Raw genomic sequence first — 23,765 nt, 5'->3', positions numbered from 1 at the left:
GCCTAGCATAGGCGACATCTCGGGGTGAAGGGAAGATACTGAAAGTCATAATTAAATCCATTCCTATTCGCACCTTACCTTTTTATAATAACCCTAAATTGCAGAAAAGGAGTCGAGGTGTTCCATGATGGAAACGAGAGCGGCACAGAACGAAAGGTTTGTTTCTACGAGAGGGGACGATAGGAACCCGGGTACGGTTGAGCGTCCTTATCGTACGATAGAACGGGCCAAACAAGTTGCCGGAAGCATGGAGAACAGTAGGGAAGGCGACTTCACAGTTTGGATCAGGGAAGGCATTTATACCTTGTCGAAACCACTCTATTTTGACTCCAAAGATTCCGGAGCAAGTATTCATAGAACAGTCTATCAAGCGTATCCGGGAGAGTCGGTTGTCATTAGCGGTGGAATTAGGCTTGAAGGGTGGGAGGCGGTTGACGACTTGCTCGGGCGTAATTTGTACAAAGTGTCTATTCACGGACTTCCTTACAGCCGGCATCTTTACGTGAATGGCGAACCGGCTCCCCGCCCAAGAAGCCGGGCATTGCAGACAAACGGCTGGGACAAAGCGGAAGACAGTCTGACTTCTTTCTGGAATCTGAAGGAGACGGTGACGACTTACCAGGGCCAGCTATCCGTCTATGAAGGCTACCGTTTGGCAAACCAGGAAGCGCTCGCCTGGAGAAATCCGCAAGACATCGAAGCCGTGTTCGATGTCGGCTGGACACACAGCATTTGTCCGATCGAATCGGTTGAGCCGGATGGAGAGGAAGGCGCGATTATCCGCATGCGAATGCCCTGCTTCCGCGATTGCCAGATTAAAGCAGGCGTGCAGGTTGGCGCGCCAAGCTACTACGAGAATGTGTACGAGTTAATGCATTCGCCGGGAGAATGGTACTACGACCGTTCGGCGGAAGAAATTTACTATTTCGCCCATGAGCACGAGAACGTGCACGAGCTGGAAATTACGATGCCGTTGACCGAACGTCTGATTGACATCAGAGGAACGCTGGAAGCGCCTGTTCGCGGAATATCGTTTATCGGATTGGAGTTTTGCCATACGACTTTCCTGCAGCCCGTTCAGATGGGGCATCCGGAGGTTCAGTCCAACTTGCTCAAGGATAGCCAAGATGATAGGAATGCTCACTCGGCTTATGTAAAAGTGCCTTCGGCAATCGTACTGCATGCGTCGGAAGATGTCCGTTTTGAAAACTGCCATTTTCATCGATTGGGCAGCGGTGCCGTAGATATAGAGTTCGGATCGCGTAACAATGCGTTTGTCGGCAATGAATTCTATCGAATTGCCGGCAGCGGCGTTCAAATTGGAGATTTCTCGTTTGCGGATGCGCATCCGGAAGATCTTCGGGAGATCGTGCAGGACAATCGTATTGAAAACAACTACTTTCATGAAATCGGAACCGATTTTAAAGGAAGCGTTGCCATCATCACAGGCTACGTTGCTGACATTGTCATCGCGCATAATGAAATAACTGAAGTTGCTTACAGCGGAATTTCACTCGGCTGGGGATGGGGATACGCCGATCCGGGAATCGAGCGGCTTGCCAACTTTCCGCCCGAGCAATATCCGGAGTTCCGAGAACCGACTGTTATGAAGGGAAATCGTGTAGCGTACAACCACATTCACCATGTGCTTCGCAAGCTTCATGACGGTGGCGGGATATATACGCTTTCAGCACAGCCGGATTCGGTCATCAAAGGCAATTACGTTCATGATAACGGCAGCCAAGAGGATGTTTGTGTCGAGGACATCGTGCGGCTTACATTCGGTCACTATGAAAAGTATGGTCATTATATCCGTATTCACGGATCTCCCGGAGGCATCTACATGGATGAGGCTTCGGCACATCTGGAGATAGCGGAAAACATCGTCCATAACGTGGTCATTCCGATTTTATACCATGAAGGCGTGAAAAACACGTTTAAGACCATTTCGATTTACGCCAATATTACCAACATCGGGCCGGATTCTCCGAGCTTTCCACACGAGAAGGCTGCCAAAGCGGGATTGGAGGACCGGTATCGTCATTTACTCCTTCGTCCGGATAAGAAAAAAAGCGCATTAATCTGAAGATTATCCAAACCTGTTGAAGACAGATGTTCCCGTATTCCAATTGAGGAACGGACTTCGATACAAATATCCAAGAAGACGGAAAAAGGTCAATTCAGATAAGGCTCAGGCTTTTCTATAATGGATTTGCAGCACATAGAAAGGGGCTTTACCATGATTTCAAGTACTGCGTGGAAATCCGGACAAGGTAAGAAGAGTAGGGACGGATGGAACTTATTTCTCCTCTCGACACCGTTTATCGTCCTGATGATTTTGTTCAATTTTTTTCCGGTGTACGGTTGGGTATACGCGTTCTTTGATTATAGACCCGGCGTACCCTTGTCCGAAACACCATTCTCGGGACTGAAGCACATTCGCGAGATATTCAATTTTTCTGCGGATTTGAAAAATGCACTTGTTAATACGCTAGCGATGAACTTCCTGAATATCCTGCTCTCTCCGCTAGCCATCGTGTTTGCCATTATGCTGAACGAACTGCGATCCGTCCGTTACCAGAAATTCATCCAGACGTTCTCGACGCTGCCGAATTTTATTAGTTGGGTTCTCGTCTATGCGCTTTCTTATGCCATATTCTCGGCGGAAGGGCTTGTCAATACCGCACTGATGCTGCTCGGTATTGATCATGCTGTCGATCCGATGGGCAATGCGGGCGCAACCTGGTATTTTCAAGCGGCGATTACCATATGGAAGGGCCTAGGGTGGAGCGCCATCATCTACATTGCGGCTATCGCAGGCATCGACTCCGAGCTTTATGACGCTGCCAAGGTTGACGGGGCGAACCGTTTCCGGACCATTTGGCACATCACCATTCCCGGTGTCATGCCGACGTTTCTGGTACTGCTGTTGTTAAATATAAGTGCAATGCTGTCCAGTTCCTTCGATCAATATTTCGTATTCTACAATCCGCTCGTTGCCGACAAAATCGAAGTGCTTGATTACTATGTGTATCGTTCGGGGATCAAAGTCGGAGATTATCCTTTCGCGACTGCGGTCGGCATGTTGAAAACGCTTGTCAGCGTTGTGCTTCTGTTTACAGTGAATGTCATTTCGAAACGCGTTCGCGGTCAATCTATGATTTAGGAAGGAGGTCTATCTATGAGTTCGATGCGCCTCAGCAGCAGGTTGTTCGACGCCGTCAATTACATCGTATTGACCGCCTTCGTCCTCCTGTGTATCTATCCCTTTTACTATGTCCTGATTTATTCTGTCAGCGATCCGGCCAAAGTCGTTCAGGGCATTTTCTTCATTCCGGCAGGCTTCAAGTTGGATACCTATCAGAACATGCTCTCGTTGCCTAATATAAAAGATGCTTTTATCGTATCGATCTCTCGCACTGTCATCGGTACACTGCTTACCGTGGTCTGTTCCAGCTTCTTTGCCTACTTGCTGACAAAAGAAAAAATGAAGTTTCGCAAGCTTGTCTACCGGCTGTTGGTTGTGACCCTCTACATTAACGCGGGCTTGATTCCGTGGTATATCACGATGAAGATGCTTCGATTGGACAACAGCTTCCTGCTCTATGTGCTGCCTACGGCCGTAGTTGGATTTTTCGTTATTCTGATCAAGACCTACATCGAGCAGCTTCCAGTCGCTCTGGAGGAATCGGCGATGATGGACGGTGCGGGCTATATCACTTTGTTTACCAGGATAATATTTCCGCTTTGTATGCCGATTGTCGCAACCGTGGCGATTTTCGCTTCTGTCGGTCAATGGAACACATGGATGGATAACTACTTTCTTGTACACAGTCAACATTTGAAAACGCTTCAACTGACCCTGTACGAATTTTTGAGCCAGGCGAGCTCGTTCACGAATATGGATCCTTCCAGCATCACTAGAAATGCGAAGGACATTAAAATGACCCCGGAGACGATCAAAATGAGTATCACCATGATTGTCACGTTTCCGATTCTACTGGTGTATCCGTTTATGCAGCGCTATTTTGTCAAAGGAATCATGCTTGGCGCAATCAAAGGTTAAAAATCGAGTCCGTTATACCGCCATATTGGGCTGTATATAGATTACAATTAACTGGGAGGGTTCAAGGGACATGACAAAGAAAAAAGCAAATCCGATTTCACGGCTTGCTATCGTTCTGAGCTTTGCATTCGTTCTTGGCGCATGCAGCAACGGCGGCAACAACGAGCCGATCAGTAGTTCGACCGAGGCCGGCAGTTCAACGGCTGCCAATACGGAGGGGACTGCCGCATCTGAAAACGCAGCACCGGTCGTGCAGGAACCAATTACGCTCCGTATGAGTTGGAATCAGCAGTTCAACGGCGTCCCAGGGGTTCAAAGCAACCCGGTGGCAGATGCCATCAAAGCCAAAACGGGTGTAACCTTGGATATTACGAGCATGGATCAGGATAAAATCAAGGTGATGCTCGCAGGCGGGGATCTTCCGGATATTATGCTGTTGCCGCCGGATCGGGCCAAGGATGCGCTTGATGGCAAACTCGCCATGCCGCTGAATGAATTCCTTGCCAAAGCACCGAACATCTCGAAGTACAAAAGCGCACTGGATGTCATTAACGCGCGATTGGGCAACGCGGACGGCAACTACTACTTTCTGCCTGTTGCAATCACCCCTGAAGCAAAGCCTTACAGCAATTATTCTCCTTGGATCGGCTGGTTTACTCGCTGGGACTACTATAAAGAAGAGGGCTACCCGGAACTGAAGTCGTATGACGATTTGATCCCCATGATTGCGAGCGAGCTGAAGAAGCATCCGAAAACGGACGAAGGAAAAAAAGTATACGGATTGTCCGGTTGGACGGATTGGGGTCTATGGTCTTACTATGTGCCATTTATTTATGCGGAAGGCTGGACGGAATCCACCAAAAACACGACGACCAAACCCGATGGTTCGTACGTCTATCGGTACGGAGCGGACGGTCCGTTCTGGCGGGGGGTATCCTTCTATAATAAGGCCTATCGCGCGGGCATCCTGGACAAGGAAGCATTCACGCAAAAATATACCGATTATCAGGCCAAGCTGAAAGCCGGCCAGCTCTTGACGATGCATATGGGCTGGGAGTTGGATGGAGCCAACGCGTACTTCAAAGCTAAGGGACAAAACGACAAGGGTTTCGTGGCCCAAGTAGTTGACGGAGCGACGTCGCAGGCGTACAGTCTTCAATCGGTCGTCGGCCTGAACGATCCTTGGATCGTCATCTCGAAGAACGCGAAAAACCCGGAAAGAATCATCGAATTCCTCGATTATTTCTTTTCGCAGGAAGGCACGCGGCTCCTGCTGGATGGTATTCAGGGCACGCATTGGGATATCGAGAACGGCAAACCCGAATTGCTGGATGCGACAATTAAGGCGATAAATGAAGACTCAAGCTTTGCAACCAATACCGGCGTTAGTCTTTACGGGATGTTTGCCGGACTTGGAGGCAGTGCTCTGGATACAGACGGCTCCTACCTGGATCTCCGTTTGACCGACAAGTACTTTAAAACGAAGCTCAACCCGCTTGACGAGGAATATAGCGCTCACTATGGCGGGGCATATCCGGGCGATGCTTGGAACAAGCTTGTCGAACAAGGAAAAGCGAAAAGCTTGAGTCCGGCATACATTCCCGCACTGCCTGCCCTTCAAGCCCAAGGCGATGACGAACTTGCCAAAATCGAAGCCAATATTGAGCAAATTCTGATCAAGGAAACGCCGAAAGCCGTCATGGCGAAGGATGACGAGGCTTTCCAGAAAGAAAAGGAACGCATTATGGACCTTGTAAACAAAGCCGGTTTTGCGGAAGCGGATTCGTTCTGGAAGAAATCCTTTGAAGACGGCATGGCAAAGTATGAACAGCTGATCTCGGGCAACTAATTCCTGTCGGCATTCGCCGACACGGGGCCTGCAAGATACCGGACGGGCAGCAAGCTGCCTGTCCGGTATTTCTATTGCAATTTCGGGAATGAGCAAGCTATAGTATGGTTTAGAGCGGCGGTCGTTGACCTCAGGAAACGAGGTGTTGTCATGTATAAAGTATTGATCGTAGAAGATGAAATGCTCGTCCGCATTGGTCTTAAAAACTCCTTCCCGTGGAGCAAATACGAGATGGAAGTGATCGCCGATGTATCCAATGGCAAAGATGCCCTTGAAGTCTACGAGAAGGAGAAGCCGGATCTCATCATTACGGATCTCAAAATGCCCGTTATGGATGGTATGGAACTGATATCGGCGGTGCGAAGGAAAGATGCGGATACCAGAATCCTGATTCTATCCTGCATCGAGGAGTTTGAATATGCACGTAAAGCGGCGAATTTCAAGGTTTCCGGTTATATCTTGAAGCTGACGATGACATTTGACGAAATGGAATCCATCGTGGGCTCCGTTTATGAGGAACTGAAGAACAGGGTAAACTCCCCCTTTAGGACATTAAACAACAACATGAGTATCGGTACTTTGAAAGAGAAGCTGCTGAAGGATTATTTGTTTTACGGCGTTTATTCGGAGTCCGAAATGACGGTTCTGCTGAAGCAACTGAATTCACGCATCGGGCAGGGCAAGGTCGTGACAGCCATTATGGAGACGAATCAGCACGCACGCCTGTTAAAACGGTTCAATGACGATCGCGGCGAACTGATCCATTTTACGATTTTGAACGTACTGAACGAAATCATGGCCAATCACGGTGCTGGGGAAGCGTTTCACGACAAAGACAACCGCTATTTGGTCGTGCTTTCTTTCCACGATCGGACCACGGATGAAGACGTTGTGGTCACGCTGATCAGCTTGTTCGAGAATGTCCTCCGAGCGATAAAAACGTATTTCGACGTTTCGGTTCATATATGCGTGAGCGAGATCGACCAAGGCTTAGGTGGGTTAAAGAGGCTTTATCAAACATGCAATGCCTGCATGGCAGATCGATATTTCGCCGAAGTTCCGATCCAGATGTTATCCGATCGGCCCAAAGAAATTGCATTTGCGAAGTGGAAACAGGCGGTCAGTACCGTTTGTATCGCCTGGGAAAGTCTGGACGAACCGTTTGCGGGCGATCTAAAGAAGGAAGTGCAGAAGCGGCTGGAGCAGCCTCTTTACGATGAACGCAGCTGGAAACTGCTTTTTATCGGGTTGATGGAGTGGACATGTTCCTATCTAAGCATCCCTGAAGATTCCACGCCGCTCATGGGCTTGACCGGAAAGGAAAGGATCGAAGCCTGCTACTCGATTCGAGATTCGATCGAGGTTTGGGAAAACCATCTTGCGGAAACCGCGAAATTAAAGAGCATGATCAAATCCGTCAGCAAAGAAGTGGCCGACGCCGTGCAGTACATTCACCGCAATTTTGACCAGGATATTTCGCTGAAAGAAATATCCGATCACGTTCGGCTCAGCCCGAATTACTTTAGCCTTCTCTTCAAGAAAGAAATGGGGCGCAATCTCATCGAGTACCTGACGGATTGCCGGATCGAGAAGGCAAAGGAATTGCTGCGCAGCACGACACTCAAAACCTATGAAATTGCCGAAATCGTAGGCGTCCCAGACAGCGCGTATTTCAGCCGCATTTTCAAAAAAACGACAGGTGTTTCCCCTTTGGAATTTAGGAAAACAAGGGTGTTAAACGGTATGGTTGGCGCGTATGAGAATGAGTAAAATCTTGAGCATTTTCAGCGACCGCAGCTTCAATGTCAAATTGAAGACCCAGCTTATCGCGTCATTTGTGGCGATGACCCTGATCATCGTGTGTCTGATTTCCACCCTCGTCTATAATAGCGTGTTGTCTATTCTGAATAAGCAATCCGAGGAGATGGTCACTCGTCAATTTCGCCAGTCCGAAAACAGCATCGTTAATTTTCGCGATCAGCTGGAAAAAATGGCGGGCTTGTTTGCCATCAACAAAGAGATTCAAGAGTTTATCGGAAATCCCGATATATCGGATGAAGCCACCAGGCTGGGCAATATGCAGGAGATCCTCAAGTCGATGGACCGTTTTCTGCTCACATATCCCTATGTCCATTCCATTGCTTTGTATAACCGAAGCGGCGAGGCGGTCTTCAATTCCGGCTCAAGAAGTTGGTACGAGAAGGATGCTAGGGAATCCAGCCCTTTCTATTCGTCCATACTCTATCAAGAAATCACAGAGAAATCGTTTGGTTTTTTGTGGGACGGGTTGACGGACTCCTCTTTATTCAATTTGAAGGAAAGGATTTCACCCGGAGAGGTCCCATTGCCTTACCTATCAGCCGTTCGTTATGTCACCGCTCTAGGACGCGTGGATCTATCCGCGGTGTTGGTCGTTAACGTTCGGCAATCCGAATTTGGATCCCTTTTTAGCGGCAGTGAAGGCACAAACAAGTATGAAGCATCGTATGTGATGGATGACGCCGGCATCATCATATCCCATCCGGACCTGGATCGGATCGGATCGATTGCGCCTTTGGCTGCTCGAATCGACCATTCCCTCTCGAACGGCAGCTTTTCGGCGCAAGTCGAGGGCCGTTCTAAACAAGTTACTTTTTATCGTATCGGACAGACGGGGTGGACGCTGATCAACGAAACGCCGAAAGCGGAATTCATTCGCAATATCCGGACTTTGCGGCAGCTCATCGGTTTAGTTATTATATTGAGCCTCTTTCTAGCGCTTCTTCTTTCCTTCTACTGGATCTATCGGATCACGAGGCCGTTTAATCACTTGGTCTACGCGATGCGGGAGATGGAGAAGGGAAACGTCGGTATTGTTCTTAACGAGACGCCCAGCACGGAACTCGGCATTATAGGGAGACGGTTTAATAAAATGTCGCTAAGCATCGAGGAGCTGATCAAAGAGAACAAATCGATCGAGGAAGAGAAGCGGATGCTGGAGATGGAGTCGTTGCAATCCCAAATCAATCCCCATTTCTTATACAATGCCTTGAACACAATCAAGTGGGTGGCACTGGTTCGGAATGAACTCAGCATCGTGGACAGCATTACAACGCTTGGAAATATGCTTCGTACCATTTATAAGGATCGATCGCCGACCATGAAACTCTCCGAAGAAGTGGCATACATCGATAATTACTTGAAAATCATGAATGTTCGTTATGGGGAAGGCGTTCAGGTGTCTATTTATATCCCGGAAGAGCTGAGGTCGTGCCAAGTGATCCGATTTATTTTGCAGCCAATTGTAGAAAACGCTTTCCAGCATGGTTTGAATACGAAAGGCTATCAAGGCACAATCACGCTCACCGCCGAGAGGGACGGGAACGATCTGAGTATTACCGTTCGCGATAACGGGACGGGTATCTCACCGGAACGGTTGGCACTGATCCGCGAGCATTTGGAGGGCGGCGATTCGTCGAAGCAATCGGCTATCGGCGGCAGCATCGGTCTCGCGAACGTAAACAGAAGAATACAAATGCAACACGGTAAAGCTTATGGCTTGTCTATTGAAAGTCAAACCGATATCGGGACAGAGGTTTGTCTCCGTTTGCCGGCTAATTTGTAGAACTATTAACACAATAGAGTAAAAAAAACGGTGGAAGCCTAGTGGCTTTCGCCGTTCTTTTTTTTGCCCGGAGGTATCGTATTTTTCTGATGTGTCTCGATTTCTACGTATTTAAAGCAATGGCGGATATTTATAATAAGAAATTGTTACCGCTTACAAATATGACTATAGGACGCTCTAGGAGGAGGTTTTTATGGAAGTGACGTTGCAGCAGAGCAATCTTACGGATGCGCGGGCAATTTCGAAGAAAAAGCGCACGTCGCCGTGGAGTAGGATGAAGAGGCAGAAATGGTTGTTTCTTATGATCCTCCCAGGCTTTATATGCACGCTAGTGTTCGCTTACGGTCCTATGTTCGGCTTATATATGGCCTTCATCAATTACTCGCCGGGCGGCGGATCTTTTTTCTATCAGTTTTTTCATAGTGAATTTATCGGGTTGAAGTGGTTTCAATATTTTCTGAATAACGGGGATTTCTATCCCATTCTCAGAAATACGCTGGCGCAGAGCTTGCTCTCCCTACTGATTGGTTTCCCTGCTCCGATTATACTGGCACTCGTCATCAATGAGGTTAGCCAAGGCTTGTTTAAACGGGTTGTGCAAACCGTATCGTATTTGCCGCATTTCGTTTCCTGGGTCATTGCCGCCAACATCATCGTTACGATGCTGTCCTCCCAGGGCCCGCTCAATCAACTTTTGATGGCCCTTCATATCATCGATGAGCCGGTACTGTTCCTTCAGAATGGCCATATGTTCTGGTGGATCATCGCGTTCTCGAATGCCTGGAAAGAGATGGGCTTTAACGCCATTATTTATTTGGCCGCGATTACGAGCATCAACGCAGAGCTTTACGAAGCCGCGAGAGTAGACGGCGCGAACCGGTGGCGGCAGATGATGAACGTCACGCTGCCTGCACTCAAGCCAACGATTACGATTCTCTTGATTCTCGCGCTCGGCAACGTGCTCAATGCGGGCTTTGACCAGCAATATTTGCTTCAGAATACGACGGTGCTGCAATATTCCGACGTTATTGATACGTATACGTACCGTTACGGTTTACAGAATGGGATGTTCTCCTACGGGGCTGCGGTCGGATTGTTTAAATCGGTCGTTGCATTCCTATTAGTCGTACTAGTAAATGCATGGTCTAGAAAGGTCAATCAGCAATCATTGTACTAACGCTTAAGAGAAGAAGAGCAGGAGGCGGCCGGCTTTGGAGAAAATCAGCGGTGCGGGAGAGCGAATCTATACGGCATGTATCTATTTGATTTTGATATTCGTGTTCATGATTACGTTCTATCCCTTTTGGAACATTTTAGCCCTATCACTTAACAGTGCGAGCGATACGGTTCGGGGCGGCATCACGTTCTGGCCCAGGGAGTTCACTCTTGAAAGTTACAAGCAAATATTGCAGGATCGAGAAATCCTGAACGGGCTTAAAGTTACGCTGCTTCGGACGGTGGTTGGCACTCCGCTGACGGTTATGGTCATCAGTTTGCTTGCCTATGCGCTTAGCAAGAAGGACTTAGTGGGACGGCGCATGATCGGTTTGTTCTTCATATTCACGATGTATTTCGGCGGCGGGCTCATTCCGTACTACATGATCTTGAAGAACGTGCACCTGATCGATAGCTTCGCTGTCTATATCATTCCGAATCTAATGAACGTGTTTTTCGTTATCATCGTTCGCACATTTATGCAGGATCTGCCGGCGGAAGTAGAGGAATCGGCGAAAATGGACGGGGCGAATGATCTGCAAATTTACTGGAAGATCGTGCTGCCGGTCTGCCTGCCGGTACTCGTGACGATTGGACTGTTCTCCGCGATCGGCCACTGGAATTCCTGGTTCGATTCCTATGTGTTTACCTACAAGCCACAGCTCAAGACGCTGCAGGCGGTACTCGTCAAAATCCTGAATCAATACCAGACGAGCTCATTCACGAATAGCCGGACCCAATTGGCAGATTCCTTTAAGCGGACGGCTATATCACCGGATACGATCCGTATGGCGGCAACGATGGTCGCGACGATCCCGATCATCCTTGTGTATCCGTTTTTGCAGCGGTATTTCGTCAAGGGCTTGACGCTTGGCGCTGTTAAAAGCTGAGCCGCCGCATTTTTGGGGAGGTGATATTCGTAGGAAGGTACAAGTCTCAGGTAGCGTTGACGTTCGGACTTTATCATTAATTAAGGGGGATCTCCAACCATGGCATCGATCAAGAAAATAGGAACGATTGTCGCAAGCACGATTGTTAGCGCTGCGCTAATAGCGGGCTGCAGCAGTACCGGCAATGATAAGAACGAACCTGCGGCTGCCGCGAATGGGCAGACCGAAGAAAACCTAGCCAGCAACAACGGCGGAAATACCGATAGCTCTAAGGAACCGCTCAAAATCACGTTTTTTGACAAAAATACCGGTGAAAATTTCGATGATCCGGTCGCTCGCGAAATCACGAAAAAGACCGGCGTAACGGTCGAGATCCAGCAACCGACAGGCAATCCGACAGAGAAGCTGAACCTGATGCTGGCCTCCGAGGATTTTCCGGATATCATCATGTTCGACCGAAGCAGCGATATCCTTAACAAGTACATCGCATCAGGCGCGCTCATTTCGCTTGACGACTTAATCAGCCAATATGGACCCGACGTCACGCAAATGTACGGCGACACTCTGAACAAGACGAGGTACTCGGACGGCAAAAATTACTTCCTGTCCAATTGGTACGGATTCGCCGAGAACGAACCGGTATTCGGCTTCAACTTGAAGATGGATATGCTTAAGGAGCTGGCACCGGATAAAGCCGAGGGAGGCGTGCCATTCACGGCTGACGAGTTCGAGCGTGCATTACTAGATTTCAAAGCGAAGTATCCTGAGGTAAACGGGAAGAAGACCACTGCAATGACGATGGACGGCTCTAATATGGGAGCGGTTCTCGGAACGTTCAAAGGCATGTTCGGCATGAAATCGTATTATGAAGTGGACGGCAAACTACAATACGATGTCGAGGATCCCCAGTATCGTGATATGATTCTGTATATGAACAAGCTGTTCCGCGAAGGATTGATCGATCCGGAATGGGCGCTCAACAAACGGGAAACGTGGTTGGAGAAAATGGCGGCGGGCAACATCTTCGCCACTTTAGGCGCATATTGGGATCTCGGTACCGCTAACGAAGCGCTCAAAAAGGACGGCGGAGCGGACAAGCAATACTATGCGTACAAAGTCGTCGCGCCTGGTGTAGATCCGGCAAAGACCACGTACGGTCCGTTAAGCTCGCTCGGCTGGGATGCAATCGGCATCACAAAGGCGAACAAGCATCCGGAAGAAACGATGAAGTTCATCAATTACCTTGCCAGCGAACAGGGACAATACCTGTTGCAGTGGGGGATTGAAGGCGTGGACTGGGACATGAAGGACGGCAAGCATGTGCCTCGTCCGGAGGTACTTCAGAAATTTAAGGCCGATTTCGGCAACACCGTTAAAGAGTCAGGCGTTCGCAAGTGGACCTGGTTCATCAAGGGCGGCAAAGCCGAAGACGGTACGGTGTACGACATGGTGGCCCGTTACGATCGCGGCGAAGTGGACAAAATGGCGATAAAGAACCTGGGCGACTCCGGCTGGAACACGGATACTTATGATAATCTTGGTCCGCAGGGCGGCACGCCTGAAATTCTAACCGCACAGAAGCTGTCGGATATTATGAACCAATCGCTGACGAAGGCGATCAATGCCAAGACGGAAGCGGAAGCGGCAAGCACGTTCGACAAAATGCTGGCCGACATGAAGGCGGCAGGAAGCGAGTCCGTCGAGAAAATCATCAACGACAATTACCAGGCAAGATTGGCGCTTTGGAAATAAGAACGATCGATGGGAGACGGCGTATTGAAGCCGTTTCCCACTATTTCCATACGAGTATTCGAATCTTGCTAGACGAATGACATGGAGAAGGGACTTGAAGCCGGATGACAAAAAGATCTTTCCGCACCTTGCTAATCCGACAAAAAATTATTGCGGTATACATCCCGCTTATTCTTGTCCCGTTATTCATACTTGGGTACTTTACCAGCAATCTCTTTACGAACTCTCTAATTGATAAGACGAAGCAGAACGTGTCTGACGAATCGACGCTGATTCTGACCCGGATCGATACCATGATCGAGAATGCCCAGAGCGGTGCCAACATTATGATGACGGACATTAATCATATCTACGATGATTTACCCAACTCGACGAGCCCGTTTGAAGAAAAGCAGCTTTCCAATCAAATGCAGACACAATTCAGCATCAACCAGCTGAATTTTCCCGATATCGATTCCGCGGCCTTCATAGACTCCAAGGGCCGCCTTTTCACGTCTTACTTCCCGACGAAGGAAAGTGACAGTAAATTTGCCACAAGCGATTGGCTGAAAAGGATTAACGCAATGCCGGGTTATGGCGTCAATAATTGGTTTCCGATGCAGCGCCGGGACTACCTGGTGACGAATGCCCAAGAACCGGTCATTTCGATCGGCAAAAAAATATTGAAGCTGGATTCCGGCCGGCCGTTCGGCACGCTGATTGTCAACGTCAAGGAGAGTTCGATTTCGAACATCTTCGCCAAGATGAATCCGGCTTACGGCGTCAAGAAGCAGTTCATGATTGTCGACCGTGAAGGTCAGGTGATATCGTCGCTGACCAAATCCGAATTGCTGAAGCCACTCCGAGATGAGCGACTGCGCAGCCTCTTGCTATCGAAAGGCTCGTTTTCCCTCATCGTGAACACGGATACCGGCCGCAATCTCGTCACGAGTGTTGTAGACGCTAAGATGGGATGGCGGCTCGTCAATATCGTTCAGGTGGATCTCATTACTAAAGATATCCGGAAGAATGGCATCATGACGCTTATTATCGGCGCGGTTTGCCTCATATTCGCACTGCTGGGGGCGGGGATGCTTTCGAAGATTATCGTCAATCCCTTGTTGAAATTAACCAAGGCGATGCGCCAGGTCAAGGAGGGGGATCTAAACGCAGCCGCACAAATTCAGACCTCCGATGAGATCGGCCTGCTCGCATCCGTGTTCAATTCAATGATCACACGGATCAAGGATTTGCTGCTTCAGGTCGAAGCGGATCAGATCAAGAAGAAGGAAATCGAGCTTGCGCTCATCCATTCCCAGATTAAGCCGCACTTTCTGTACAATACCCTGGACTTGATTTACGTGCTGAATGACATGAACCTGCAGCATGAAGCGCGGGATACGACGAAAGCACTGGCTGATTTCTATAGGGTTGCACTAAGCAAGGGCAGCGAAATCATTACGATCAGCGAGGAAGTCAAAAATGCCAGCGACTATTTGGCGATTCAAAGCGTGCGTTATTCCGATGTATTCGACTACGACATGGACATCGACCCTGCAATCCTAACGTGCGATATTCCGAAACTGACGCTGCAGCCGATTCTCGAGAATGCCATTTACCATGGCTTGAAGCTCAAGGGAAGCAAAGGGCATATCCGAGTTGCCGGTACTATAGAAGGAAACCGCATCATAATTCACGTTACCGATGACGGAGCCGGCATGTCGGAAGACGTGCAGGGTAGGATCGGGAAACATGGATCCGAGATCGGGAAGCCAATTTCCTTCGGATTGTTCAGTGTGCATGAACGCATTCGTCTCTATTTCGGAGATGAATACGGCATTGCAATCAAGAGTCAACCGGGAGCTGGCACGACTGTAAGTGTTTGCTTGCCTGCCGACGGAGAACGGAGGAATCGCATTGCTTAAAGTGATGATAGTGGACGATGAAATTTTGTTCAGGCAGCATATGAAATCGCGCATCGATTGGGAGAGTCTAGGTCTGGTCATTTGCTGCGAGGCAAACAATGGAGTCATCGCGCTTGAACAAGCGGAGACATTCAGGCCGGATCTGGCGCTGATCGATATCAGTATGCCATACATGGACGGTCTGGAGCTCTCCGAAGAGCTGAAGCGGCAATACCCTCACCTTTTCATTATCTTGGTGACCGGACACAACGAATTTGAGCACGCGCGCAAAGCGATGCGCATTGGCGTGAAAGACTACCTGCTCAAGCCCTTCGACAATGAAGAGTTCGTCGTGGCGCTGCAGAAAGCGAGAAGTTTCGTGCTAGGCGCACGAGAGGAAAGCGAACTGTCCAAGGACATCGCGCCACTGCTGCGTGACAGCTTCCTCAACAAATTGATTCGTCCCGGCCTCGACATGGACCGTGCTCAGATTGAAGCATCGATGATTCGCTGCCGGCTTCCGTTGCCGTCGTTCCGATTTCGGGTTATCGCGACGGAGATTGACAACCTCTATGAGCAATGGAGCGATCCACGAGAAATCATGCTATGGAAGCATACCGTAGCGAACATGCTTGGCGATCTTGTACACATCGATGGAGAGCATTATGTTTTCCACGACTCCGAGGGGCGCATTGTGTCTATACTTGCTTTCCGCAGCGAACGGGAGTTTAACGATTACGACGGTCATGCATTCGAGCGACTCGCCCGTCTGGTCGAGCGGCACTTCAAGTTTACCGTGACGAGCGGCTTCGGCAGCCCATGCCGCGAATATGAGCAGCTGCACCAGTCGTACCGCGAAGCGCTGCTTTGCCTACAAAATAAGCTCACCGCGGGTCAGGGCAAGTTCATTTGGTACGATAGATTGAGCAACCGGACGGAAAAGTTCAATTTCTTCCCGGTGGACATGCACGAGGCGCTGATCTTTCATTTGCGCGCCAAAGACGAGGGCGGCGTGAGGGAACGGCTGGAAGCAACGTTTGGCTACATGGACAATGAAGGGGCGACGAGCGAGAACGCCTATACAATTATGATTGGTCTTATTTCGGTTTGTTTGTCGTACGTCATCGAATCCGGCAACTCCATTGAAGACGTGTATGGTGCCAATTTCTCGCCAGTCCGGCATATCCGGGGATTGGCGACGGTTCAGCAAGGGAAAGACTGGATTATGCAGTTATACCAGATGGGCATGGCGTCTACCTCAAGCGAACGGTCATCTAAGTCGCTTAAACTGTACAATGTCGCCAAAACCTACATTCAAGAGCAGTATTCCGACCCCGAGCTGTCCGTGGAAGGCGTCGCCGCCCAATTGTTCATCCACTCCAGCTATTTACGGCGGATCTTCAAACGGGAAGGCAAAGTATCGGTTTCGGATTACATCACCTACGTGCGCATGAAGCGGGCGAAGGAGCTAATCGGGATGGGGGCGGTTAAGCTGCATGGAATCGCGGAGCAAGTCGGATTCAACGACCCTAATTACTTCAGCAAGTGTTTCAAGAAGCAATTTGGACTTACGCCCTCAGAATACGAAAACAGACTGGTGAAATGACCCGAAAGCCGCACCTGGTGCGGCTTTTTACGTTATTTGAGCGGAGCTCGACCAAGTGTCTCGATTTTTGCTGATTGGTCGCGTTCGTTGCGTATTTTAACGTTTCAATCGCTTTTATAATGAACATGTACCTGAGATCGCTATTAACTGGCGGGTCATCAACTAACGAGAAGGTAGGGAGACCGTATGAGAAAGACTAAAAAAACACTTGCAGTCGCAGGGGCGCTGATGCTGGCCTTGTCGCTCACGGCATGCGGCAGCGGAAATAACGACAACCAAGCATCAGGCAACGCGGCGACAGGCGCGGATAGCAGTACGGCAGAGGGAAATAGCGCTAACAGCGAGCCGATCAAGCTCCGTATCTATGCCAAATATTTCGACGACGACACCAAGAAGCCTTATGACTACGCGGTAGCCGAATTGAAGAAGGCAATGCCAAACGTCGAGCTGGAACTGGATCCCATGCAACAGGATAACAATCAGAAGCTGAAAACCTATGCTGCGACCGGTAATATGCCAGATATTTTCGATGCCGACTTTAGCATTATCAAAGCTTTTGCAGAATCCAAAAATATCGAAATGCTCGACGACGCTGGGGCAACAAAAGAGTTGCTGGCTGATTTCAACCCGGGCTACGAGAATTCGCTGGCAGCACCTGATGGGCATATCTACGCCTATACGGCGGGCGGAACGAACTTCCAGCTGCTCTATTACAGCAAGAAACTGTTCGCGGAAGCGGGCGTACAAGCGCCAATCAAGACATACGGTGAGTGGATCGAAGCGATCAAGAAATTCAAAGCTAAGGGAATTATCCCGATGGCGATATTTGCGAAAGAGAAATGGATTTCCAACTCGTTCTACAAAGGTTTGGTCACCCGCGAGCAGCCGGACGGCTACGCGGCACTGGAACAGCAAGGTCTGACGCAATTGCCGGACGCATTTAAGAACGCATCGAAGGAGTTCGAGGCTCTTAAGGAAGCAGGACTGTTCGATGCCAATGCGACGAACACCAATTACGACCAAGCTTCTGCATTGTTCTATACCGGTAAGGCGGCGATGTTTGTTAATGGCCAATGGGAAATTTACGGTTCGGACAAAAATATGGGCACCGACGTCGACTGGATGTACTGGCCGGCCAAGGATGAACAGACATACGAGAAGATGAAATATTATATGAACGGCGCGCCAGCGCCCGGCGGCTTTGCCGTATCGCCTACAAGCAAACATAAAGAGGAAGCCATCAAAGTGGCTGCGTTCGTCGCCCGCAAGTATTCGGAGTATCAATACCTCAAGCTTGGTAACCCGATTGTATCCTTGAAGATCGACCAGGTGGTTTCCGTTACCCCACCGGCAATGATGCAGCGACTGATCGACGAGGTGCTTCCGAACGTTAAAGGCTACGCTAAGTTCAATCAAAGCACGGAGCTCAACAATGCACTGGACGACAATACGCAGAACTTGGTAGTGAAAGGCTTTACCGACAAGCAATTCAACGACAACATCGAACGCGTAATCAAGGAAATCAACAAATAGAGCGAACTGACCCGCGCCGGAACGCAGGTTCCGGGCGCGGGCGCTTGCTAAGTAAAGGCAGGGAACAACTATCATGAAGATCTATTTGAGGAACAGGAAAGCCATCGCACTGTTCACTCTTCCGGCCTTGCTGCTTTATTCGGTCATCGTCAGTTATCCCGTGCTGCAAACGTTGTACCGGAGCTTCTACGACTGGAATGGGCTAGGGGGCGGCACATTTAACGGAATCTCCAACTACGTGAAGCTGTTTCACGATCCGTTGCTGACCCGATCGCTGCGGAACGGTGCGCTATTTGCGCTCGTGCTTGTCGTGTTCCAAATCGGACTTGGCTCGGTGCTTGCATTGGTATGCGCCGATCCCAAAGTGAAAGGCCGGAAGATTCTGAAGGCAGGCTATTTTATCCCAGTCGTGCTGTCGGTCACCGTCGTTTGCCAGCTGTGGATTGCGATGTATGATCCTACGAGCGGGTTCGTGAACCAGCTATTCAAGCTGCTCGGCATCTCGTATCGACAAAATTGGCTGACCTCGTCTGCCGTTTCAATCGTTGCGATTGCCTTTGTGAATGCCTGGCAGTTCATGGGCTTTCAATTCAGCCTGCTATATGCGGGAGTCAAATCTATTCCCGAACAGTATATGGAAGCGGCTAATATCGACGGCTGCACGAAATGGATGGCTCATCTTCGTATTACGATCCCTCTCATGGCCGAGACCTATAAATTCTGTTTCATTTTGGCGATCACCTCTGGCATCGGCGCCTTTATTCAGATGCTGATCATGACAAGCGGGGGACCGGGAACAACCAACTATACCTTGACTTACATGATTTATCGTTATGCGTTTATGGAGTCGAAATACGGCTACGCCTGCGCGATTTCAGTCTTTCTCGTGGCGCTCAGCCTGCTGGCCACGCTGGTCATCAACCGGTTGTTTGCGCGCGAACGCATTACGTATTAGGGGCAGAAAGGGGCGAACAACACGTCTATGTTCTCAGCTAGCAAGATCATGAAGCCCGGGCAACTGCTGCAAGGCTTATTATGGCTTTACTTCATCATTTCCGTTTATCCGCTATTTTGGATGATTTCGTATTCGCTGAAGAACAACAACGAAATTTTCAGCACGAATCCGTTCGGCCTGCCGACGCATTTCCGTATCGAAAACTACATTCACGCTTGGATGAATTTCAACATCCCGCGTTATTTTCTAAACAGCGTCGTTGTGTCCACGATCAGTACGGCCGGCATACTTCTGCTATCCGTTATGTTTTCCTATGCGGCGGCGAGGATGGAATGGAAGCTTCGTGGGGCAGCAAGGGCGTATATGATGGTCGGCATGTTCATTCCCCTTCAGGTCATCATGATACCTCTGGCGATCTTGGTGAAAGATTTTCACCTGATAAATACGTACGGTGCACTAATCGTACCCTACATCGCGTTTGGACTGCCATTCTCTTCCCTTATTTTCTACGGGTTCCTAAGGGGAATTCCATTCGAGCTTGAGGAATCCGCTTGCATGGATGGCGCTAGTATATATCGAACATTCGTCAGTATCATCGTGCCGATCGTCAAACCAGCCATGGCGACGGTTGCCATTTTACAATTTTTAGGTGCGTGGAACGAGTTTTTGCTGGCGTACATTTTGATTTCGGATGAAACCATGAAGACGCTGCCGCTTGGATTATTGTTCTTCCAAGGACAATACAGTACGGACTGGGGCGGCATGGGCGCTGTTATGACCATCGCGAGTCTGCCGACGGTCGTCGTGTTCTTGTTCTTCAGTGAACAGGTGGAACGGGCGATGACGGTGGGGTCCGCGGTAAAAGGGTAAGGGAAAGGAACGTACGAGAGTGGAATTGCGATCATGCTAGAACAAGAATGATAGATTGCTATCAATTTCATGGAGGCAATGTTGAATGAACGAATTCAAACTACGGTATGACAAACCCGCCGCGAAATGGTCCGAAGGGTTTCCTGTCGGTAACGGAAGATTGGCCGCGATGGTCTACGGCGGTGCGAGCCAAGAGATTTGGAACATCACGGAGCTGACTTATTGGTCGGGGAAAAGGGAGCCTGTCGTCAGCCACTCGGATGGAAAGAACGATTTGGCTCGGCTCCGGCAGCATTTCTTTGATGGCGATTACGAAGGCGGGGAGCGATTAGCCCGCGAGCTGCTGGAGCCGGCCAAGGGCAACTTCGGTACCAACTTGCCTATGTGCAACGTTCATTTGCAATTCGGGGATGAGGAGCGGGAGATCGTTCGGGAGCTGGACCTCGAGACTGCTATCGCGCGAACGATTCATCAAGGAGCACATGCAAAGATTCATCGCGAGCTCTTCGCTTCCCATGCAGATGGCCTCCTCGTGTGCCGGTTGTGGACCGAGCAACCGGAAGGGATTACATGTTCCGTCCATCTGGAAGGGATGACGGATCGCTTCGAGAGCCGAAACGATCCACTTGGCTTGACCTTTGAAGGCCAAGCCTTGGAGCGGGTCCATAGTGACGGAGAATGTGGCGTGCGTTGCCAGGGACATCTTCGTGTGTCGACAGAAGGCGGGCAGGTTGCAGGTGAAGACGGACTTATCGTGGTCGCGAACGCGAGTGAAGCGATTCTCTATTTCGCCGTCGACACGAGTTTCGGCCAAGGCGGCGACAGCTGGCTGAGCGCGGCTGCCCTGAGGCTGGAGCAGGCGGAAGCCAAAGGCTATGAACGGCTTAAAGCAGATCATATCGCCGACTATCGGAGCCTATACGCGCGTGTTGGTATGGATTTGGGTCAAACTGGACAAAGCGAGCTGCCGACAGATGTGCGAATCCGGCATCTTGCTGATGGAAGCGACGAAGACCCGGCTATCTACGCGCTGTTTTTCCAATATGGCAGGTATCTAACGATCTGCGCAGCAAGAGAGGATTCCCCGCTGCCGATCAATCTGCAAGGGATTTGGAACGACAACCAAGCATGCCGAATGGGCTGGACCTGTGACTATCACCTCGATATTAATACAGAAATGAATTACTATCCGACGGAAACGACCAACTTATCCGAGTCTCATTTGCCGCTCATGCGCTATATCGAGCGACTTGCTGAAGACGGAAAGGCTGCTGCACGAGACTTCTACGAGTGCGATGGATGGACGGCTCATACCGTTTCGAACGTTTGGGGTTTCACGGCACCTGCTTGGCAGACGTCCTGGGGGCTTAACGTTACCGGCGGTCTATGGCTGGCGCTTCAGCTTCGAGATCACTATGAATTCACGCACGATGACTCGTTTCTGCGTGAAACGGCTTATCCGGTATTAAAAGATGCAGCAGCGTTCTTCCTGGATTACATGGTCATCCATCCGCAGAACGGCTGGCTCGTAACGGGACCATCCATCTCACCGGAAAACACCTTCCATGCCAACGGAACGAAGGAGCATCATCATTTATCCATGGGTACGACACTTGATCAGGTGCTCGTAGCCGATCTGTTCGAATTTTGCCTGGAAGCGGCCGAGAAACTTCAGGTGGACGAAGAACTGCGGATGAAGCTGAATCAGGCCATTGCTATGCTGCCTCCGCTTCAGATTGGAAGCAAAGGGCAGCTGCAGGAGTGGCTGGAGGATTACGTGGAAGCACAACCGGAACACCGCCATCTGTCGCATCTGCACAGCCTGTTTCCGGCGTACCGGATTACGCCTCAACATACACCAGCGTTAAGCGCTGCCGCTCATGTCACACTCGAAGCGCGGAAGTCGAGCGACAACCATGAGGATATCGAGTTCACGGTCGCGGCCTTTGCCGGCTGTTTCTCGAGGCTGCACGATGGAGAACGCGCCTATGAGCAAATTTATCATCTCATCGGGGAGCTGTGCTACGACAACCTGTTGACCTACTCGAAGCCTGGCATTGCCGGGGCCGAGACGGCAATCTACGTCGCCGATGGCAATTACGGCGGTACGGCGGTCATCGCCGATATGCTGCTGCAAAGCCATGCAGGTGAGCTTCATCTGCTGCCGGCTCTTCCCCTAAAGTGGCCTTCCGGCAAGTATTCAGGCTTGCGGGCAAGAGGTGCTCTGGAGGTTGATGTGATTTGGTCTGAGGGGGCCATGGTAGAAGCAACGGTTAAGGCGTACGCAGCGGGACAAACCGTCCTGCGGCAAGGTGGGCGCACGGCACCTTTTCAATATGAAGCCGGACGCAGCTACCGGATTGACAGCGAGCTGCGCATCTCAGAAGGAGAATCGTTATGAGAATCATTGCTGCTGAATCATTTCTGTACCGTGTACCGCCGGCCATGACATGGATTGACTCGACGCATGTCGTATCAGGCATCGAATTCATTGAGATGCGGATCCGGACAGATACTGGCTTGGAAGGCATCGGACTCAGCTATACCGTCGGCATCGGGGGGACGGCGGTCAAGGCGCTGCTTGACGATTACGTCATCAGCTCCCTGATCGGGAAAGATCCGCTCCGCATCGAGGAGATCTGGCAGGATCTGAATGGCCAGCTGCACCGATGCGGCGATGGCATCACGTCGCTTGCATTGGCCGCGGTTGACGTCGGGTTATGGGATTTGGCCGGAAAGCATTATAAGCAGCCGCTGTACAAGCTGCTCGGCGGCTCACGTGAACGGATCGTTACGTATGCCAGCGGTATCGATTTCGAGATGGACCTGCCCACATTGCTGGACTTTATGAAGGAACACAAGAGCCAAGGCTATTCCTACATCAAAATGAAAATCGGCAAGGCGGACATTGCCGAAGATATGGAGCGGATCTCTCGAGTGAAGGAGACCGTCGGCCCCGGTGTGACGGTTTTGGTGGACGCGAACCAGAAGTGGACCGGCTATCAAGCGATTCAATACGGTGCAGAGCTGGATAAGCTTGGCTTGGGGTGGATCGAGGAGCCGATTGCGAACACGGACATTGAGGGACACGCACGGATGAAGGCGGCGATCCGTACGCCGATCGCCGTCGGGGAAAGTCTGTATACGAAATATCAGTTTCTGGAGTATTTGAAGCAGGGAGCCGTCGATTTCATTCAAGCTGATGTCGCCCGGGTGGGCGGCATCACGGAATGGGTGAAGATCGCGCATCTGGCAGATGCTTGGCAGCGGCCGGTTGCCCCTCACTTCCTCATGGAATTGTCTCTTCATTTGCTATGCGGAGTGCCAAACGGTTATATCTTGGAGAACGTCAAGGGTGGCTCTCTAACGGAGCTGGGGCTGCTTGAAGTGCCAGTCCTCGTGAAAGACGGCTATTGCTACCCAAGCGAAGAACACGGACACGGCCTGCGGTTGAATCGTGCAGAACTATACAAGTATGTGGTGACGCCGGAAACGCTCCGTAAAATGGACGTCAGAAGTAAAAAAACGTAATGGAGAAGGAG

Annotated in this window: 16 protein-coding genes; all 16 read left to right on the top strand. The window is 50.2% G+C overall.

The window, feature by feature from the left end:
* Positions 1-124 precede the first annotated feature (124 nt).
* The 16 genes from AC506A_RS21550 (at position 125) to AC506A_RS21475 (ending at position 23,754) form a co-directional block, all read left to right on the top strand.
* Positions 125-2,086, top strand: coding sequence for a right-handed parallel beta-helix repeat-containing protein (locus AC506A_RS21550; protein WP_495463066.1), 1,962 nt, complete (start codon positions 125-127; stop codon positions 2,084-2,086).
* A gap of 153 nt (positions 2,087-2,239) precedes the next feature.
* The gene (locus AC506A_RS21545) at positions 2,240-3,166 is read left to right on the top strand and encodes an ABC transporter permease subunit (protein ID WP_495463065.1); all 927 of its coding nucleotides are present in this window, start codon (positions 2,240-2,242) and stop codon (positions 3,164-3,166) included.
* Between the two features lie 15 nt (positions 3,167-3,181).
* A complete protein-coding gene (locus AC506A_RS21540) occupies positions 3,182-4,066 on the top strand; it encodes a carbohydrate ABC transporter permease (RefSeq protein ID WP_495463064.1) in 885 nt (294 codons plus the stop codon).
* Positions 4,067-4,136: 70 nt separating this feature from the next.
* Positions 4,137-5,915 carry a type 2 periplasmic-binding domain-containing protein gene (locus AC506A_RS21535; RefSeq protein ID WP_495463063.1) on the top strand — a complete coding sequence of 593 codons (1,779 nt, stop codon included), beginning with the start codon at positions 4,137-4,139 and terminating at the stop codon, positions 5,913-5,915.
* Between the two features lie 150 nt (positions 5,916-6,065).
* A complete protein-coding gene (locus AC506A_RS21530; protein ID WP_495463062.1) occupies positions 6,066-7,685 on the top strand; it encodes a response regulator transcription factor in 1,620 nt (539 codons plus the stop codon).
* Entirely contained in the window at positions 7,678-9,519 is a 1,842-nt protein-coding gene (locus AC506A_RS21525) for a cache domain-containing sensor histidine kinase (RefSeq protein WP_495463061.1), read from the top strand. The genes AC506A_RS21530 and AC506A_RS21525 overlap by 8 nt, the downstream gene beginning before the upstream one ends.
* 193 nt (positions 9,520-9,712) lie before the next feature.
* Positions 9,713-10,696: an ABC transporter permease gene (locus AC506A_RS21520; protein WP_495463060.1), complete on the top strand. Its 984-nt coding sequence runs from the start codon at positions 9,713-9,715 to the stop codon at positions 10,694-10,696.
* A 34-nt stretch (positions 10,697-10,730) separates the two neighbouring features.
* The gene (locus AC506A_RS21515) at positions 10,731-11,624 is read left to right on the top strand and encodes a carbohydrate ABC transporter permease (protein WP_495463059.1); all 894 of its coding nucleotides are present in this window, start codon (positions 10,731-10,733) and stop codon (positions 11,622-11,624) included.
* Positions 11,625-11,723: 99 nt separating this feature from the next.
* The gene (locus AC506A_RS21510) at positions 11,724-13,376 is read left to right on the top strand and encodes an extracellular solute-binding protein (RefSeq protein WP_495463058.1); all 1,653 of its coding nucleotides are present in this window, start codon (positions 11,724-11,726) and stop codon (positions 13,374-13,376) included.
* A gap of 104 nt (positions 13,377-13,480) precedes the next feature.
* Positions 13,481-15,280 (top strand): cache domain-containing sensor histidine kinase, encoded by a 1,800-nt coding sequence (locus tag AC506A_RS21505; RefSeq protein WP_495463057.1) that lies wholly within the window; start codon positions 13,481-13,483, stop codon positions 15,278-15,280.
* Position 15,281: 1 nt separating this feature from the next.
* A complete protein-coding gene (locus AC506A_RS21500) occupies positions 15,282-16,865 on the top strand; it encodes a response regulator (RefSeq protein ID WP_495463126.1) in 1,584 nt (527 codons plus the stop codon).
* Positions 16,866-17,051: 186 nt separating this feature from the next.
* Complete coding sequence (locus AC506A_RS21495) at positions 17,052-18,398, top strand: ABC transporter substrate-binding protein (protein ID WP_495463056.1); 1,347 nt, start codon at positions 17,052-17,054, stop codon at positions 18,396-18,398.
* 73 nt (positions 18,399-18,471) lie between these two features.
* Complete coding sequence (locus AC506A_RS21490; protein WP_495463055.1) at positions 18,472-19,353, top strand: carbohydrate ABC transporter permease; 882 nt, start codon at positions 18,472-18,474, stop codon at positions 19,351-19,353.
* Between the two features lie 27 nt (positions 19,354-19,380).
* The gene (locus AC506A_RS21485) at positions 19,381-20,223 is read left to right on the top strand and encodes a carbohydrate ABC transporter permease (RefSeq protein ID WP_495463054.1); all 843 of its coding nucleotides are present in this window, start codon (positions 19,381-19,383) and stop codon (positions 20,221-20,223) included.
* A gap of 85 nt (positions 20,224-20,308) precedes the next feature.
* Complete coding sequence (locus AC506A_RS21480; RefSeq protein ID WP_495463053.1) at positions 20,309-22,624, top strand: glycoside hydrolase family 95 protein; 2,316 nt, start codon at positions 20,309-20,311, stop codon at positions 22,622-22,624.
* Positions 22,621-23,754 carry a mandelate racemase/muconate lactonizing enzyme family protein gene (locus AC506A_RS21475; protein WP_495463052.1) on the top strand — a complete coding sequence of 378 codons (1,134 nt, stop codon included), beginning with the start codon at positions 22,621-22,623 and terminating at the stop codon, positions 23,752-23,754. Before AC506A_RS21480 ends, AC506A_RS21475 begins: the two co-directional genes overlap by 4 nt.
* Positions 23,755-23,765 lie beyond the last annotated feature (11 nt).

The sequence above is a fragment of the Paenibacillus sp. N22P23 genome (assembly GCF_059383735.1).
The sequence above is the reverse complement of the archived record's forward strand: the minus strand, read 5'-3'. Positions and strand labels throughout refer to the sequence as shown.